The sequence below is a fragment of the Pseudomonas sp. St290 genome, from assembly GCF_018325805.1.
GTDB classification, from domain to species: Bacteria; Pseudomonadota; Gammaproteobacteria; order Pseudomonadales; family Pseudomonadaceae; genus Aquipseudomonas; species Aquipseudomonas bijieensis.
In genome coordinates this window covers 2,031,715-2,047,715 of sequence record NZ_AP014703.1, presented here as the reverse complement: position 1 = coordinate 2,047,715, position 16,001 = coordinate 2,031,715, and the positions used below count along the sequence as shown (strand labels likewise).

General features: G+C 63.1%; 14 protein-coding genes. 5 read left to right on the top strand and 9 right to left on the bottom strand.

What is annotated here, in order from left to right:
• Positions 1–8: 8 nt before the first annotated feature.
• Together PBDP_RS08965 and ppsA are read right to left on the bottom strand one after the other, a co-directional pair.
• Positions 9–998 (bottom strand): alpha/beta fold hydrolase, encoded by a 990-nt coding sequence (locus PBDP_RS08965; protein ID WP_109751504.1) that lies wholly within the window; start codon positions 996–998, stop codon positions 9–11.
• Positions 999–1,217: 219 nt separating this feature from the next.
• Entirely contained in the window at positions 1,218–3,593 is a 2,376-nt protein-coding gene (gene ppsA, locus PBDP_RS08960) for a phosphoenolpyruvate synthase (RefSeq protein WP_109751503.1), read from the bottom strand.
• Positions 3,594–3,769: 176 nt separating this feature from the next.
• Between ppsA and ppsR the strand changes: the two genes are divergently transcribed.
• Positions 3,770–4,588 (top strand): posphoenolpyruvate synthetase regulatory kinase/phosphorylase PpsR, encoded by an 819-nt coding sequence (ppsR, locus tag PBDP_RS08955; RefSeq protein ID WP_109751501.1) that lies wholly within the window; start codon positions 3,770–3,772, stop codon positions 4,586–4,588.
• Between the two features lie 123 nt (positions 4,589–4,711).
• Here the strand turns inward: ppsR and PBDP_RS08950 are convergent, their stop codons facing one another.
• The gene (locus tag PBDP_RS08950; RefSeq protein WP_212802110.1) at positions 4,712–5,557 is read right to left on the bottom strand and encodes a type 1 glutamine amidotransferase domain-containing protein; all 846 of its coding nucleotides are present in this window, start codon (positions 5,555–5,557) and stop codon (positions 4,712–4,714) included.
• Between the two features lie 103 nt (positions 5,558–5,660).
• Between PBDP_RS08950 and PBDP_RS08945 the strand changes: the two genes are divergently transcribed.
• Positions 5,661–6,557: a LysR family transcriptional regulator gene (locus PBDP_RS08945; RefSeq protein ID WP_176688343.1), complete on the top strand. Its 897-nt coding sequence runs from the start codon at positions 5,661–5,663 to the stop codon at positions 6,555–6,557.
• Positions 6,558–6,748: 191 nt separating this feature from the next.
• On the opposite strand, the gene PBDP_RS08940 is transcribed toward PBDP_RS08945, so the two are convergent.
• The 5 genes from PBDP_RS08940 to PBDP_RS08920 all read right to left on the bottom strand — a co-directional run bounded on the left by PBDP_RS08940 (position 6,749) and on the right by PBDP_RS08920 (position 11,343).
• The gene (locus PBDP_RS08940; protein WP_134923423.1) at positions 6,749–6,976 is read right to left on the bottom strand and encodes an MbtH family protein; all 228 of its coding nucleotides are present in this window, start codon (positions 6,974–6,976) and stop codon (positions 6,749–6,751) included.
• Between the two features lie 83 nt (positions 6,977–7,059).
• Positions 7,060–8,472, bottom strand: coding sequence for an aspartate aminotransferase family protein (locus PBDP_RS08935; protein ID WP_212802109.1), 1,413 nt, complete (start codon positions 8,470–8,472; stop codon positions 7,060–7,062).
• A 92-nt stretch (positions 8,473–8,564) separates the two neighbouring features.
• Positions 8,565–9,086, bottom strand: a complete 522-nt coding sequence (locus PBDP_RS08930) for a GNAT family N-acetyltransferase (protein ID WP_212802108.1) — start codon at positions 9,084–9,086, stop codon at positions 8,565–8,567.
• Positions 9,087–9,334: 248 nt separating this feature from the next.
• On the bottom strand, positions 9,335–10,666 hold the full coding sequence (locus tag PBDP_RS08925; RefSeq protein ID WP_116831808.1) for an ATP-binding protein: 1,332 nt from the start codon (positions 10,664–10,666) through the stop codon (positions 9,335–9,337).
• On the bottom strand, positions 10,663–11,343 hold the full coding sequence (locus tag PBDP_RS08920; protein ID WP_109751494.1) for a response regulator: 681 nt from the start codon (positions 11,341–11,343) through the stop codon (positions 10,663–10,665). Before PBDP_RS08920 ends, PBDP_RS08925 begins: the two co-directional genes overlap by 4 nt.
• 176 nt (positions 11,344–11,519) lie before the next feature.
• Here PBDP_RS08920 and dsbD point away from each other — a divergent pair, with 176 nt between their 5' ends.
• Genes dsbD through dsbG form a run of 3 tightly spaced genes read left to right on the top strand, consistent with a single transcriptional unit; the run spans position 11,520 to position 14,859 of the window.
• Positions 11,520–13,247, top strand: coding sequence for a protein-disulfide reductase DsbD (gene dsbD / locus PBDP_RS08915; RefSeq protein ID WP_116831807.1), 1,728 nt, complete (start codon positions 11,520–11,522; stop codon positions 13,245–13,247).
• Positions 13,247–14,116 (top strand): TlpA disulfide reductase family protein, encoded by an 870-nt coding sequence (locus PBDP_RS08910; protein ID WP_163854742.1) that lies wholly within the window; start codon positions 13,247–13,249, stop codon positions 14,114–14,116. Before dsbD ends, PBDP_RS08910 begins: the two co-directional genes overlap by 1 nt.
• Positions 14,092–14,859, top strand: a complete 768-nt coding sequence (gene dsbG, locus PBDP_RS08905) for a thiol:disulfide interchange protein DsbG (RefSeq protein WP_109751491.1) — start codon at positions 14,092–14,094, stop codon at positions 14,857–14,859. Before PBDP_RS08910 ends, dsbG begins: the two co-directional genes overlap by 25 nt.
• 165 nt (positions 14,860–15,024) lie before the next feature.
• On the opposite strand, the gene PBDP_RS08900 is transcribed toward dsbG, so the two are convergent.
• Positions 15,025–15,837, bottom strand: a complete 813-nt coding sequence (locus PBDP_RS08900) for an alpha/beta fold hydrolase (protein WP_116831805.1) — start codon at positions 15,835–15,837, stop codon at positions 15,025–15,027.
• Between the last annotated feature and the right edge of the window lie 164 nt (positions 15,838–16,001).

Here is a 16,001-nt window from a genome sequence, read left to right as displayed (position 1 = left end):
CCTTTCCCTCAAACCGCCTCGGCCAGGGCGGGCAGACTTTCCAGCAACGGCGCCTGCTGATCCTGCAGCCAACGGGCTACCAGAGGCCAGACCTCAGCCTGTGCCGCTTTGCTGACCAGCATCTCGACGTGGCCGAAATCGCCCTTGAAACCCTGCTCCTGGCCCAGGCAGACAAACTGCTTGTGCTCGGAACCGATCTGCTCGAAGAGCTTGCGGCAAGCCCAGGTAGGGTCCTGGTGATCGCCAGCGGCACTCACCGCCAGCACCGGCAACTGGACATCGGCCAGCCCGGCCCACCAGTTCTTCTCAGCATCGCCGAACCGTCCGAACAGGCCGTACCAGCGCATGCTTTCCAGCGCCAGGCCGATGGGCTCGTCCTCGGGGCCGCGCTTGAGCCTTGAGCCGGACAACTGGGCAAAGCGCTTGAGGATGAACCGGCCGCTCCACTCCACCGGCGGGATCTTCAACGGCCAGTAGGTGCGGCTGACCTGGGTACCGAAAAACGCCGCCGAAGCCACCGCAGGTTCGCCCAGGTAATGGCCACCCAAGGCTGCCGCGAGGGTAATACCTCCCAAGGAGTGACCGATCCAGTGGGGCACTTGCCCGCTCTGCTCACGCACGAAGGCACCGATGGCCGGCAAGTCGTAGCGGGCATAGTCGGCCACCCGATTGTTGCGATAGGCCTGGTTGCGCTGGGATAACCCATGGCCGCGCATCTCGGGAATCCACACATCGAAGCCCAGGCGTGCCAGGTAGGCTCCCAGCCCCAGGCCCTTGGGCGAATACCAGAAGCGTCGATTGGAAAAACTGCCGTGCAACAGGATCACCGGGACGCCACGGATTTCGCTGGCATCGGCCATGCCCAGCCGGGTGACGGCCAGTTCGACGCTGGCGTCGGGGCTGTTGCCGGGTTTCAAGCGATAGACATCTTCACTCAGATCACCGCGCCGCTCGGCGCTGATCAGAGCGACAGGAAAGAGGTTGCTGCTGCTTTGCATAATGCTCTTGCACAAAAAAGGGCGGCATCCGTCAGGAGCCCGCCCTACTTCAATCAAAAGGGACCGGGGAGTTTGATAGCCGCGGACCTGTGGGAGCGAGCCTGCTCGCGATCGCAGAGTGTCAGCCGAGACTAATCTTGCTGATCCAACGCTATCGCGAGCAGGCTCGCTCCCACAAGGTCGTCCGGCTTACATTACCGGTGAGGCCCCTTCACTCAATCAGACCGCAGCCTGTCCCTCAGCCAGGAAGAACCAGGTTTCCAGCACAGAGTCCGGGTTCAACGAAACGCTTTCGATGCCCTGCTCCATCAGCCATTTGGCCAGGTCCGGGTGGTCCGAAGGACCCTGGCCGCAGATGCCGATGTACTTGCCGGCCTTGTTGCAGGCGGCAATGGCGTTGGCCAGCAGCTTCTTGACCGCCGGGTTACGCTCGTCGAACAGATGGGCGATGATCCCGGAGTCGCGGTCCAGGCCCAAGGTCAGTTGGGTCAGGTCGTTGGAACCGATGGAGAAACCGTCGAAGAACTCGAGGAATTCTTCCGCCAGGATCGCGTTGGACGGCAGCTCGCACATCATGATCACGCGCAGGCCATTGTCGCCACGGGCCAGGCCGTTTTCCGCCAGCAGGTCCACGACCTGGCTCGCTTCGCCCAGGGTCCGGACGAACGGCACCATGATCTCGACGTTGGTCAGGCCCATCTCGTTACGCACGCGCTTGAGGGCACGGCATTCGAGCTCGAAGCAGTCGCGGAACGATTCGCTGATGTAGCGCGAAGCACCACGGAAGCCCAGCATCGGGTTTTCTTCTTCCGGCTCGTAGAGCTTGCCGCCGATCAGGTTGGCGTATTCGTTGGACTTGAAGTCCGACAGCCGCACAATGACCTTTTTCGGCCAGAACGCCGCCGCCAGGGTGCTGATGCCTTCCACCAGCTTCTCGACATAGAAGCCGACCGGATCGTTGTAGCCGGCAATACGCTTGTCGACGCTGTCCTTGATTTCCTGCGGCAGGCCGTCGTAGTTCAGCAATGCCTTGGGGTGCACGCCGATCATGCGGTTGATGATGAACTCCAGGCGGGCCAGGCCCACGCCAGCGTTCGGCAACTGTGCGAAGTCAAAAGCACGGTCCGGGTTGCCGACGTTCATCATGATCTTGAACGGCAGGTCCGGCATGGCGTCCACGGAGTTCTTCTTGATGTCGAAGCCCAGTTCGCCTTCGAAAATGTAGCCGGTATCGCCTTCAGCGCAGGAAACGGTCACGCCCTGGCCGTCCTTGAGCAATTCGGTGGCGTTGCCGCAACCCACCACTGCCGGGATACCCAGTTCACGGGCAATGATCGCCGCGTGGCAGGTACGACCACCACGGTTGGTGACGATGGCGCTGGCGCGCTTCATCACCGGTTCCCAATCCGGGTCGGTCATGTCGGAAACCAGTACGTCACCGGCCTGGACCTTGTCCATTTCCGAGACGTCCTTGATGATCCGCACCTTGCCGGCGCCGATGCGCTGGCCGATGGCACGGCCTTCCACCAGCACGGTGCCGGTTTCCTTGAGCAGGTAGCGCTCCATGACGTTGGCCTGGGTGCGGCTCTTCACGGTTTCCGGACGGGCTTGCACGATGTACAGCTTGCCGTCGTCACCGTCCTTGGCCCACTCGATGTCCATCGGGCACTTGTAGTGCTTCTCGATGATCATCGCCTGCTTGGCCAGCTCGCTGACTTCGGCGTCGGTCAGGCAGAAACGCGCGCGCTCGGCCTTGTCCACGTCGACGGTTTTCACCGAACGACCGGCCTTGGCTTCGTCGCCGTAGATCATCTTGATGGCCTTGCTGCCCAGGTTGCGCCGCAGGATGGCCGGGCGGCCGGCTTCCAGCGTGCCTTTGTGGACGTAGAACTCATCCGGGTTCACGGCGCCCTGCACGACGGTTTCACCCAGGCCATAGGCGCCGGTGATGAACACCACGTCACGGAAGCCCGACTCGGTGTCGAGGGTGAACATCACGCCGGCGGTGCCGGTTTCGGAGCGGACCATGCGCTGCACACCCGCGGACAGGGCAACCAGCTTGTGGTCGAAGCCCTGGTGCACGCGGTAGGAAATGGCACGGTCGTTAAAGAGAGAGGCGAAGACTTCCTTGGCGGCACGGATGACGTTTTCCACGCCACGAATGTTCAGGAAGGTCTCCTGCTGGCCAGCGAAGGAGGCGTCCGGCAGGTCTTCGGCGGTGGCCGAGGAACGCACGGCGACGGCGACATCGGGATTGCCCTCGGACAACTTGGCGAACGCGGTGCGGATCTCGGCATTCAGTTTCTCGGGGAACTCGGCTTCCATGATCCATTGGCGGATCTGGGCACCGGTCTTGGCCAAGGCATTGACGTCATCGACGTCCAGGGCATCGAGCGCATCGTGGATCTGCTTGTTCAGGCCGCTCAGTTCCAGGAAATCACGATAAGCCTGAGCGGTCGTGGCGAAGCCACCTGGCACCGATACGCCGGCACCGGCGAGGTTGCTGATCATCTCGCCCAGGGATGCGTTCTTGCCCCCCACATGCTCCACATCATGGACGCCGAGCTTATCGAGGGAAACTACGTACTCTACCAAGGTGATCTCTCCACTAACTGTGTTGGAAAAGCTCAAGGCACCGGAGGCTCCAGGGGAGCGATTACCGGCGATATGGCCTGGACCTGGAAAATAAGTGAGAATGCGGGCCACTGGCGGCCAGCAAATCGCGCCTATCATATCCAAGAATCGTTACTAGCTTAAGGCCCAAGGCGCAAATGAAACGATCTGCTTTCTTTATCTCCGACGGCACCGGCATCACGGCCGAAACGCTAGGCCAAAGCCTGTTGGCGCAATTCGAAAACATTACCTTCACCAAAGTGACACGTCCGTACATCGACAACGTCGACAAGGCGCGGGCCATGGTACAGCAAATCAATAAAGCCGCCGAAAACGACGGTTTCCGCCCGATCATCTTCGATACCATCGTCAATCAGGACATCCGTGAGATTCTCGCAACGTCCAATGGTTTCATGATCGACATTTTTTCCACCTTCCTGGCCCCCCTGGAGCAGGAACTGAGCGAGCACTCGTCCTACTCGGTCGGCAAGTCCCATTCCATTGGACACAACTCCAACTACATGGAGCGGATCGAGGCAGTCAATTTCGCGCTGGACAACGATGACGGCGCGCGCACGCATTATTACGACAAGGCCGACCTGATCCTAGTGGGCGTGTCGCGCTGTGGTAAGACACCGACGTGCCTATACATGGCGATGCAATTCGGTATCCGCGCGGCCAACTATCCGCTGACCGAAGACGACATGGAGCGCCTGCAACTACCCAGCGCCCTGCGCGCCCACCAGCACAAGCTGTTCGGCCTGACCATCGACCCGGACCGCCTTACCGCGATCCGCAACGAGCGCAAGCCCAACAGCCGCTATTCGAGCTACGCCCAGTGCGAATTCGAAGTGCGCGAGGTGGAAAACCTGTTCCGGCGGGAGAACATTCCCCATATCAATTCCACGCATTTTTCCGTGGAAGAGATTTCGGCGAAGATCCTGGTGGAGAAAGGGGTGGAGCGGCGGTTCAAATAAACCCATCCCCCCTGTGGGAGCGAGCCTGCTCGCGATAGCCGAGTGTCAGCCAACATTAATGTTGCTGATCCACCGCAATCGCGAGCAGGCTCGCTCCCACAAAAGAACCTGTGGCGTTCCTGGTCAGCGCTTCAACCGCTTGACCAACGCCTGCCCCACCTCCAGCGCCGACGCCGGGTTTTGTCCCGTGATCAATTCCCGATCCGTCACCACATGGGACGTCCACGGCGCGGTGTTGCTGCTGTAGTGCCCACCGGCCTGCTCCAACGCGGTTTGTGGATAGAACTTCATGCTCCCGCCGCCCAGCAGCCCCTTGGCCAGCTCTTCTTCCTGATTGCTGATCACCGTCATCTTGTACCCCGCGTAGATCCAGTCGGCCTGGGCCCAGGCCTGACCATTGGCGGCCAACTGGCCAGTGAAGCCCTTGGCGTCGGCCAGGGTCGACAGCAACGCTATCGGCCCGTGGCAAACCAGCGCGGTGGTCTTGCCCTGGGCATGGAAGTGCGTCAGCACCCGGCCCAGCGGTGCGCTCGTGAGCAAATCCTGCATCGGTGCATGCCCACCGGGGATGTACAGGGCGTCGAACTGCTCCAGGCCGATCTGCTCGGCACGAGCCAGACTGATCACCGGAGAGTCCTTGGCCGACGTGATGTTCAACTGCGCCAGCAACGCCTGGTAGCGCTCCAGCTCCGCCGAGTCGTTATTGAAGTACATCTTGTCCAGCGAGGACCGATCCAGCGTCGGCGCCTTGCCCTCGGGCGTCGCGAACGTCACCTGGTGACCGGCATCCAGCAGCAGTTTCACCGGTTGCAGCAATTCGTTGAGGTAAAACCCGGTGGAGAAGACCTTGCCATTTTTCAGATCCAGATGATCGGAATCGGACAGGACCACCAGCACGTTATCGGCATGGGCCACGACACTGATGCCTGCCAGTACAACAGATGTTGCCAAGGACGTGAGCTTTTTCATGATGACTCCAGGACGCTTCGATAAAAGATGCGCTCACTGTATTGATGCGCCTACCGGCGATAAACTGGCGCCTCGGAACATCACCTGGCCCCTGGAGGCAACAATGCCCCGTCGATTCGATTACCTGGCCGACGTGGAAGCCTTCGTCACGGTCGTGGAAAAAGGCACCCTCAGCGCCGGAGCCGTGACGCTGGGGACCACGCCTTCGGTCCTGAGCCGCGCCATCTCCCGCCTCGAAGCCCGGCTCGGGGTGCAACTGCTACGACGCACGACACGGCGGCTGAACCTGACCGATGCCGGTGCCCTGTACCTGGAACAGTCGCGCTCGGCCTTTGCCCTGATTGACGATGCCGAGCGACGAATCCAGGGCCAGGACGGCGTCCTGTCCGGTCGCGTGCGCTTGAGCGTGCCGACCACCTACGGCCATTACCGCTTGCCATCGCTGCTGTCGCGCTTCGGCCAGGCTTTTCCACAGGTACGGGTCGAGCTGAGCATTACCAACCGCAATGTCGATCTGGTGGCTGAGGGGTATGACTTGGCGATTCGTCTCGGGCCGCTGCCGGACAGCGGATTGGTCGGCCGCAAGCTCGAAGACGCCCGCCTTTGCCTGGTAGCCGCGCCGCAATACCTGGAACGCGCCGGAACGCCCCGGCACCTCGACGAATTGGCAACCCACGCCTGCCTGCCCTTCGTGATGCCCAGCAGCGGACGCATCGCACCCTGGCTGTTTCGCATAAACCATGAAGATCGGGAATGGCTGCCGGCGGGCAATGTCCAGGTGTCCGACGATGTGCTGGGTATCGTGTCCCTGGCCCAGGCCGGGATGGGGATCTGCCAGACCTATGACTTCATCGTCCGGGAACGAATCGCGCGGGGGGAATTGGTGGCGTTGCTGGAGGACGTTGGCGGACGCAGCCGACCGTTTTCAATCATTTACCCGCCCCATCGACAATTGCCGGCGGCGGCACGGGCGTTGATTGATTTTTTGATCGGGCAATAGCTGGTAACGCCGGCCGGTCCCTGTGGGAGCGAGCTTGCTCGCAATGGCGGCGTGTCAGCCGGCATCGATGTTGCTGATCCGCCGCCATCGCGAGCAAGCCCGCTCCCACATGGATTCCGATGTGACTGCAGGATTTGCATCCTCCCGCAGCCATCCTGTGGAAAGCTTCCTTGCTGCCACAGGTTCTACATTCAATGAACCGCAGCCGCCTGCTCTTCCATCTTCTTGCGCAAGCTCAACGGGCGCATGTCGGTCCAGACTTCTTCGATGTAGGCCAGGCAGTCCTTCTTGAATCCGCTTTTGCCGACGGTACGCCAGCCTTCGGGGACGGCCTTGTAGTCTGGCCAGATCGAGTACTGTTCTTCGTGGTTGACCACGACCTGAAAGACGATGTCCTCGCGGTCGAATACTGAAGTCATGGGTGTTTCTCCATCGTTGCTCGAGGTTCGCTACGTCGTATGCGCAGCGGGATATGAAAGGAACGTACGGGACCGGGTGAAAATTAGGCGCCAGCGACAGCAGCAGCCAAGGCGCGTCCGAAAATCTCGGCGACCCGGTCGATTTCCGCTGCCGTGATGATCAGCGGCGGCAGAAACCGCACCACGCCGCCCTGCCGGCCACCCAGCTCCAGGATCAGCCCGCGCTTGAGGCATTCGCGTTGCAGCCGTGGTGCCAGTCGCGCATGCACCGGCGGATGGCCCAGGGCATCCGACTTACCCGTCGGCTCCACCAGTTCGACCCCGAGCATCAGCCCGCGACCACGGATATCGCCCAACTGCGGGAAATCCCGCTGCAGGATGTGCAGGTGCTCACTCAAGCGCTCGCCCATGGCGGCGGCGTGAGCCGACAGGTCGTGCTCCAACAGATAGCGCATTACCGCGGAACCGGCGGCCATGGCCATCTGATTGCCGCGGAAGGTCCCGGCATGGGCGCCCGGCAGCCAGGTGTCGAGCCAGTCGCGATAAACCACCACCGCCAGCGGCAGGCTGCCGCCGATGGCCTTGGACAGCACCACCACGTCCGGGATGATCCCGGCATGCTCGAACGCAAACATTTTGCCGGTACGGCCGAAGCCGCTCTGGATTTCGTCGACGATCAACGCCACTCCCGCCTGCTCGGTGATTCGCCGCAAGCCACGCAGCCAATCCAGATCAGCCGGAATCACCCCGCCCTCGCCCTGCACCACCTCGACGATCACCGCCGCCGGCAATTGCACGCCAGCCTCGGGGTCACTCAGCAGGTTTTCCAGGTAATGCAAGTTGGCCTTCACGCCCGCCACACCGCCCAGCCCGAACGGGCAGCGGTAATCGTAGGGGTATGGCATGAACTGCACACCGCTGCTGAGCAAAGCGCCCAGGGGTTTCTTCGGCCCCAGGCTGCCCATCAGGCTCAACGCCCCCTGGCTCATGCCGTGGTAGCCGCCCTGGAACGACAGCACGGTGCTGCGTCCGGTGGCGGTGCGCACCAGCTTGAGGGCGGCTTCCACCGCGTCGGTGCCGGTGGGACCGCAGAACTGGATCTTCGCCTCGGCGGCCAATTGCGCCGGCAACAGGCCGAACAGGTCCTGGACGAAACGGTCCTTGACCGGCGTGGTCAGGTCCAGGGTATGCAAGGGCAGCTCGTCGGCCAGCACCTGCTGGATCGCTTCGATCACCACCGGGTGGTTATGCCCCAGCGCCAGTGTGCCGGCACCAGCCAGGCAATCGATGAAGGTGCGGCCCTCGACGTCCTCGACATACACCCCCTTGGCGCGCTTGAGGGCCAGGGGAATGCGCCGTGGATAACTGCGGGCATTGGACTCCTGCCGACTCTGGCGAGCCAGCAACGGCGACTCATTGAACTGGTAGAGCGTCTCGGCCGGTGCCGGGCTGACCCGGGCCGGTTGTGCTTCGATAAGGCTGTTGGCGACTGACATCTCTCGACCCCGCAATAATGACCCAAACGACACACCGGGCAGGTGCGCATCCGGTCGAGGCGCACGTGCAGGTTTCCTGTTGTGGAAACGCATCAGCCGCGAAGGGATTTACTCTCGGCCAGAACTTTCGCCGTCGGCGCGATCAATGGCTTGTGCATCGCAATGGCCTTGACCCCACCGATGGCGAAGGCGTCCGAGCTCTGCTCGAACCCCAGGCGTCGATAGAAGGCACAGCTGGTACGCGTGCTGTTGAGGCGCACCCGGGTCACCCCACGCCCGCGCAGCCACGCCTCGATGTCCCGCACCAGCGCCTCGCCGACACCACGGCGAAAAGACTCCGGCTGCACGTAGCAGAAGGCGATCCGGCCGCTGACCGAAGCCATGGCGACACCCACCGGCCGCCCCTGCAAACGCGCCACGGTCAGGCGCAACCGTGGATCGGCCAGCCAGGGGTGGATATGAGTGAAGGTGTTGTTGCGTACCCAGGCGGCCACGATGCCGGGGTCGTTACGGTGTTCGGCGGCACACCCGACCCGGATGGAGCGCTCGGCGATCCGGCTGATGATGCCAGCATCGCTGGGGGTGGCCGTGCAGATTTCGATGAAGGTATCCATGGCGCGGTTTTCCTCAGTCCTTGAGTCGAGCTGAAAAAAACATAGACCCGGATCAGGTGGGCGCGCCAATGGCAGGTCGTTACAGCAGATGTATGCGAAGGAGCAAAACGAGGGGGAATTGAACCTGTGGGAGCAAAGCTTGCGCGCGATGGCATCACCTTGCTCAGCAATCAGACCGAGGTGCCTGCATCGCGAGCAAGCTTTGCTCCCACAGGTTTGGCACCGGCAGGTTGTGTTTGCACAGGGGATTAACCCGGCAACACCTGCACCGGCATCGTCAGCTCGACCCGCAACCCATCCGGGCGGCTATCGAAATGCAGGCCGCAGCCGCAACGCTGGACGATGGCCTGGACGATCGCCAACCCCAGCCCGCAGCCGGTGCTCTGGCCGTTGCGCCAGAAGCGTTGGGTCAGGTGCTGGATGTCGTCGGCGGCGATGCCGGGGCCATGATCGCGGACCTGGAAGCGCACGCGCTGGCCGATCATCTCCAGGCTCAATTCCACGTCGGTATCGACCGGGGTATGGCGCAGGGCGTTATCCAGCAGGTTGCGCAAGGCGGCGATGGAGAGCACCGCTGGCATCTGCACCGGTGCGTCGGACACCCCTGGAGAAAGATGCAGCTTGATTCGCCGGGAATCACTGCTGGCCGCATCCTGAATCGCCAACCGCGCCACCTGTTCGGCATTGCATTGCACGCCATCGTCGAACGACAGGCTGCCTTCGACCCGGGCCAGCAGCAGCAATTGTTCGAGCGTGCGGTGCAAGCGGTCGGCTCCCTCCTCGGCCCGGGCCAGGGATTGGTCGCGGGCGACGCCCTCGGTCATGCGCGCCACTTGCAGGTGGGTCTTGATGGCGGTCAGCGGGCTGCGCAGCTCGTGGGCGGCATCGCCAGTCAGCCGGCGCTCGCGCTCGATGGTCTTGCCGATGCGCTGGAACAATTGGTTCTGGGTTTCCAGCAACGGTCGCAACTCACTGGGCAGCGGATGGATCTGCAAGGGTTCCAGTGAATCGGCACTGCGCCGCATCAACGCATCGCGCATGCGATTGAGTGGCGCCAGGCCCTGTCCGATACCCAGCCAAAGCAAGCACAGGCAACCGAGCAACGCCACGCCCACCGGCACCGAGGCGGCCAGCAGTATCGACATGTTCAAGGCTTCGCGTTCGATCTGGCGGTCGGCGGTGGTGATGCGCAGATCGCCCCGGGCCAGGGTGAAGCTGCGCCAGGGCGCGCCGTCGATCATCTGGTCGTGAAAGCCCATTTTCTCGGCTTCCAGGGTCTGTTCCGGGGTGCCGTGGCTGCGGGCCAGAATCTCCCCGCGCAAGGAGCTGACCTGGCAGGCCATGCCGCCGGGAATGCTCAATTGCTCGGAGCTCAAATGCGTGCCGTCGCCCTTGCTGGGCAACGGCGGCATCTGCTCCAGCAACCCGGCGACCATCCGCGCCGAGGCCACCAGGCGTTGATCGAGGGAAAACATCATCTGGTTGCGCAGGTCGCTGAGCATCCACGCCGCGGCCAGCGCCCAGATCAAGGCAAAGGCCGCGCCGAGGGTCAGGCTCAGGCGCAGTCGCAGGCTCATCACTTGGAGGTTTCTCCACCGTCGGCCGGCCCCAGGCGATAGCCCAGGCCGCGCACGGTCTCGACAATCCCGTTACCCAACTTGCGCCGCAGGTGATGGATATGGACATTGAGGGCGTTGCTTTCCAGTTCGTCGTTGAACCCGTAGACACTGTCCTTGAGTTGCTCGGTGGACAGCACCCGGCCACGACTGTGCAGCAGTGCCTGCAACAGCGATTGCTCGCGCCGGGACAGATCCACCGGTTGGCCGTCCAGGGTGGTTTCCCGGCTGCTGGGATCGTAGGTCAGGCGGCCGTGCTCGATCAGGTTGACGCTGCGCCCCGCCACGCGCCGCAGCAACGTGTGCAGGCGCGCCGCCAGTTCGCGCAGGTCGAAGGGCTTGAGCAGATAGTCGTCGGCACCGGCCTGCAAGCCGTCGACCCGGTCGGTCACCGAGTCCCGGGCGGTGAGGATCAGCACCGGCGTCTCCAGCCCCTGCTGGCGCAGTTGCCTGAGCAGCTTGAGACCGTCCTCGTCGGGCAGGCCCAGGTCCAGCACCATGACATCAAACTCCGCCACGCCGACCATCGCCCGCGCCGCCGATGCGGTGGCGACGTGTTCGACAGTCAGGCCCTGCGCCGTAAGGCCGGCAACGATCCCGCTGGCAATCAACTCATCGTCTTCGCAAACCAGTACGCGCATGGGTAAGCCCCGTGGAAAAAGGTACATTAGGCCGCCGGCCGATTAAGCCGACATTATGCGACGAGTACGGCAAACATGGGCGATCATCGCTACCTGCCGGTCGTCGTCGGGTTAATCGACGGTTAATCGCCAGCCGCCATTGTGTTTTCCACTCGCTTCGTTCTAAGGCTTTATCCATGCGTCGATTGTTTTTGCTGTGGCTGTTCCTGATCTCGGGCCTGGCCCAGGCCGCCAATCCCTTCGAAACCAAACCGGACTTCCTGCCGGTGGAAAAGGCATTCGTGTTTACCTCCGAACGCCTGGATTCCGGTGAAACCCAGCTGTTCTGGCAAATCGCCGATGGGTACTACCTGTATCAGCAGCGGCTCAAGTTCGATGGCCTGGCCGAGGCCCAGAAACCGAAATTGCCCGAGGGCGAGGCCCACAGCGACGAGTTTTTCGGCGACCAGCAAGTCTACCGCCAAGCGCTGGAGCTGAAGATACCCGCCGGTGCCACGGGCAAGATCAAGGTTGGCTTCCAGGGCTGCGCCGACGCGGGCCTGTGCTATCCCCCCCAAACCCAGGTGGTAGACCTGGGTGGCAACGCACCTGTGGCGGCCACTGGCGAGGCGCCAGACCAGGCCCTGGCCAGCGGCCTGCAACAACGGGCCTTGGGCTGGAGCCTGCTGGTGTTCTTCGGTTTGGGCCTGCTGCTGGCGTTCACCCCTTGCTCGCTGCCGATGCTGCCGATCCTGGCCGGGCTGGTGGTGGGCAGCGGCGCCGGGCCAAGACGCGGCCTGGCCTTGGCCGGCAGCTACGTGATCAGCATGGCCCTGGTGTATGCGGCCATGGGCGTGCTCGCCGCGCTGCTGGGGGCCAACCTTCAGGCGCTGCTGCAACAACCGTGGCTGCTGGGCAGCTTCGCGGCCGTATTCGTGTTGCTGGCGTTACCCATGTTCGGCTTCTTCGAATTGCAATTGCCGGCGGCCCTGCGTGACCGCCTGGAAAACGCCGGACGCCGGCGGCGCGGCGGCAGCCTGGTGGGTGCCGGTATTCTCGGGGCTCTGTCCGGCCTGTTGGTAGGCCCGTGCATGACCGCTCCGCTGGCCGGCGCGCTGCTGTATATCGCCCAGAGCGGCAATGCGCTGCACGGCGGGCTGATCCTGTTCACCATGGGCATCGGCATGGGCTTGCCGCTGTTGCTGCTGGTGACTGTGGGCAACCGCTTCCTGCCCAAGCCCGGCGCCTGGATGAACCTGCTCAAGGGCGTGTTCGGCTTCCTGTTCCTGGGCACCGCGCTGCTGATGATTCGCCCGATCATCGATGGCTCGTTGTGGGTCGGCCTGTGGGGCGTGCTGTTGTTGATCGCCGCCTACAGCGCCTGGCGCCAGACCGAAGGGTTCGGTCGCATTGCCTACGTCTGCGGCAGTGCTTCGCTGCTGTTCGGCCTGTGGGGCAGCCTGCTGGTGATTGGCGCCGCGGGCGGTGGCGATGATTTCTTCCAGCCCCTGAAGGTGTACGCCGGTACCAAGGGAAGTGCGACCGTCAGTGCCCATGACGCGTTCGTCACGGTCAGCGAGCCCGCCGCCCTGCAACGGGAACTGGACGCCGCCAAGGCCCAGGGCCAATGGGTGCTGCTGGACTACTACGCCGACTGGTGCGTGTCCTGCAAGATCATGGAAAAACAGGTATTCGGCCGCGCCGAGGTGCTGGACGCCCTGAAAGGCGTGCGCCTGGTGCGTCTGGACGTCACCGCCGACAGCCCCGCCAGCCGCGAACTGCTGAGCCGTTACCAGGTGCCGGGGCCGCCGAGCCTGCTGTGGATCGGTGCCGACGGTGCAGAGCGCCGCAGCCAGCGGATCACCGGGGAAGTCGATGCCAAGGTGTTCCTGGAGCGCTGGAACCTCACTCGGGACGCGCGCTGATGCTGACGCTCACCCTGGGCACCTTTGCCATCGCCCTTAACCACCTGTTGCTGATCAGCGCCCTGGCGCTGGCGACCTTCGTGGGCTGGCGGGTGGCCAAGCGTGGTGGCGAAAACCCCGAGTCGGTGCTGTTCGTGCTGTTTTTGCTGGGCCTGCTGGCGGCGCGGATCGGTTTCGTCGCCGCCTATTGGCAACATTACCGGGATGACCCGTGGCAGATCGTCGACCTGCGCGACGGCGGCTTCCTGGCCTGGCCGGGCATCGTGGCGCTGCTGATTGGCGCCTTGTCGTGGGCCCGGCACCGCCCGGCCCTGCGTCGACCGTTGGGCTTCGGCGTCGGCAGCGGCCTGCTGTTCTGGCTGGTGGCGACCCTGTCGCTGACGATTTATGAACAGGGCACCCGACTGCCGGACATCAACCTGCGCACCGCCACCGGCGAGACCGTAAAGCTCACCGATTACCAAGGTGGCCCACTGGTGATCAATCTATGGGCCACCTGGTGCCCGCCCTGCCGGCGTGAAATGCCAGTGCTGGAAGAAGCCCAGCAACAGCGTCCGGACCTGACGTTCCTGTTCGTCAATCAGGCCGAAAGCATGCAAAGCGTCAGCACCTACCTCGCCACCCAAGGCTTGAGCCTGACCAATGTGCTGTTCGATGGCAGTGGCCGCCTCGGCCAGGCCGTCGGTTCCATGGCCCTGCCGACCACCCTGTTCTACAGCGCCGATGGCCGCCTGCTGGGCAGCCACCTGGGTGAATTGTCGGAAGCGAGCCTGGCTCGTGCCCTGGAAAACTTCGAAACGCCGGACTCGTCCACGAAGCCCCACTCCGCCACAAGGAAACTGCCATGCCCCGCCTCCGCCACCTGCTGACCCTGGCCGTTGCCGCCACCCTGTCGCAGGCCCCGCTGCTCCAGGCCGAAGAATTGCCTGCGGCCATCAAGAAGATCGAAGCCAAGGGCGCGAAAATCGTCGGCACCTTCGAGGCGCCGGACGGGTTGCGCGGTTACGCGGCGCAATACCAGAACCGGGGCATGGCGCTGTACCTGACCCCGGATGGGCAGCACGTCCTGTTGGGCAACCTGTACGACGCCGACGGCAAGGACCTGAGCGCCGAGCCTCTGCAAAAACTGGTCTATGCACCGATGGCCAAGCAAATCTGGGCGAAGATGGAAGCCAGTAACTGGATCGCCGACGGCAACAAGGACGCACCGCGCACGGTGTACCTGTTCAGCGACCCGAACTGCCCTTACTGCAACATGTTCTGGGAGCAGGCACGGCCCTGGGTCAAGGCCGGCAAGGTGCAGTTGCGGCACATCATGGTGGGCATCATCCGCGAAGACAGCCCAGGCAAATCCGCCGCCTTGCTGGCGGCCAAGGACCCGGAAAAAACCCTGGCCGAGCATGAAAAGGCCGGCAAGGGCAGCCCGCTCAAACCGCTCAAGGACATACCGCCCGCCATCCAGGCCAAACTGGATGCCAACCAGCAGTTGATGGACGAGCTGGAACTGTCCGCCACCCCGGCGATTTTCTATCTGGATGAAAAAGGCGACCTGCAGCAGCAACAAGGCGCGCCGTCGCCGGACAAGCTGGTGAAGATTCTCGGGCCGAAGTGATACAAAAGCCCAAAACAGCTCTTGTGGCGAGGGAGCTTGCTCCCGCTGGGGTACGAAGCACCCCTTGGGTTTCTCGCAGCGGTTCGTCAGGTTGACTGCATTTGTTTTTTGGGGCCGCTACGTAGCCCAGCGGGAGCAAGCCCCCTCGCCACAGTTAGCCAGCCATCAGTGTTTGCGCGCCAGGAACTCCAGCAATGCCTCGGTCACGAACTCCGGATTCTCCAGGTTGGAGATATGCCCCGCCTCCGGAATCAACACATGGGGGCAGCCGATCAGCTCGGCCATTTCCAACGCCTCGGACGGTGGACGTGGCTTGTCCTGGTCGCCGCACATCACCACTGTACGCTTGGCATCCAGCGCATGCAGGCGCGGCAGGATGTCGTCCCGACCGAAAATGATCCGCCCCAGCGGCACGATGCTGTCGCGCAGGCGATCGGTCGGCAACGCGGCCAATGTGGCGCGGAACTGTTGATAGAGCGCCGACTGCGGGTCGATACCCGGCCGGAAGAAGATCGGCACGACGATGTCCAGCAACGGCTCGGGAATGCTGCCACTGGCTTCGATCTTGTCGAACAGTGAAAAATAATAAAGGCGGGTCGGCTCCGGCTCGACGCCGACGTAGGTGTCCATCAATACCAGCGACTGCACGCGCTCAGGTGCCGCCAGCGCCAGCCGAGCGCCCCACATCCCGCCCACCGAAAGCCCCACCAGGTGGAAGCAGTCGATGTCCAGGTGATCCATCAACGTCAATGCCTGGCGGGCCAGGTCGTCCAGGGAGGTCATGCCCTCAGGCAACTGCCCGGACTGACCGTGGCCCCATAGATCCAGGGCAATGACCCGAAAATGCCGGGACAACACCTCGATCTGCGGCGCCCACATGGTGTGGTCCCACAGATAGCTGCTGCCCAGCAACACCACCGGGCCTTGGCCTTGGTCCAGGTAGTGAAGCGGTTGTCCGTCGATCGTTGCAAAGGGCATGGGTGACCTCCTTGTTTGAGTCTGGAAAAAAAGCCTTGGAAGACTGAGCTGCGCAGGCTGAGCAGTCAACCTTTGAGCCGGCAGTGCCTGTGCTGTCCCCATCGCGGGCAAGCCTTGCTCCCACAGGGATTGCTGCTTGAACACAAACAATCTGCTCGCAGCCG

Excerpts from the sequence above, each read along its gene's own strand:
- PBDP_RS08935 (WP_212802109.1), bottom strand. The coding sequence starts at position 8,472 with ATGTCAGTCGCCAACAGCCTTATCGAAGCACAACCGGCCCGGGTCAGC.
- PBDP_RS08945 (WP_176688343.1), top strand. The coding sequence starts at position 5,661 with ATGCCCCGTCGATTCGATTACCTGGCCGACGTGGAAGCCTTCGTCACG.
- ppsR (WP_109751501.1), top strand. The coding sequence starts at position 3,770 with ATGAAACGATCTGCTTTCTTTATCTCCGACGGCACCGGCATCACGGCC.
- dsbD (WP_116831807.1), top strand. The coding sequence starts at position 11,520 with ATGCGTCGATTGTTTTTGCTGTGGCTGTTCCTGATCTCGGGCCTGGCC.
- dsbG (WP_109751491.1), top strand. The coding sequence starts at position 14,092 with ATGCCCCGCCTCCGCCACCTGCTGACCCTGGCCGTTGCCGCCACCCTG.
- PBDP_RS08900 (WP_116831805.1), bottom strand. The coding sequence starts at position 15,837 with ATGCCCTTTGCAACGATCGACGGACAACCGCTTCACTACCTGGACCAA.
- PBDP_RS08910 (WP_163854742.1), top strand. The coding sequence starts at position 13,247 with ATGCTGACGCTCACCCTGGGCACCTTTGCCATCGCCCTTAACCACCTG.
- PBDP_RS08950 (WP_212802110.1), bottom strand. The coding sequence starts at position 5,557 with ATGAAAAAGCTCACGTCCTTGGCAACATCTGTTGTACTGGCAGGCATC.
- PBDP_RS08920 (WP_109751494.1), bottom strand. The coding sequence starts at position 11,343 with ATGCGCGTACTGGTTTGCGAAGACGATGAGTTGATTGCCAGCGGGATC.
- PBDP_RS08930 (WP_212802108.1), bottom strand. The coding sequence starts at position 9,086 with ATGGATACCTTCATCGAAATCTGCACGGCCACCCCCAGCGATGCTGGC.
- PBDP_RS08940 (WP_134923423.1), bottom strand. The coding sequence starts at position 6,976 with ATGACTTCAGTATTCGACCGCGAGGACATCGTCTTTCAGGTCGTGGTC.
- PBDP_RS08965 (WP_109751504.1), bottom strand. The coding sequence starts at position 998 with ATGCAAAGCAGCAGCAACCTCTTTCCTGTCGCTCTGATCAGCGCCGAG.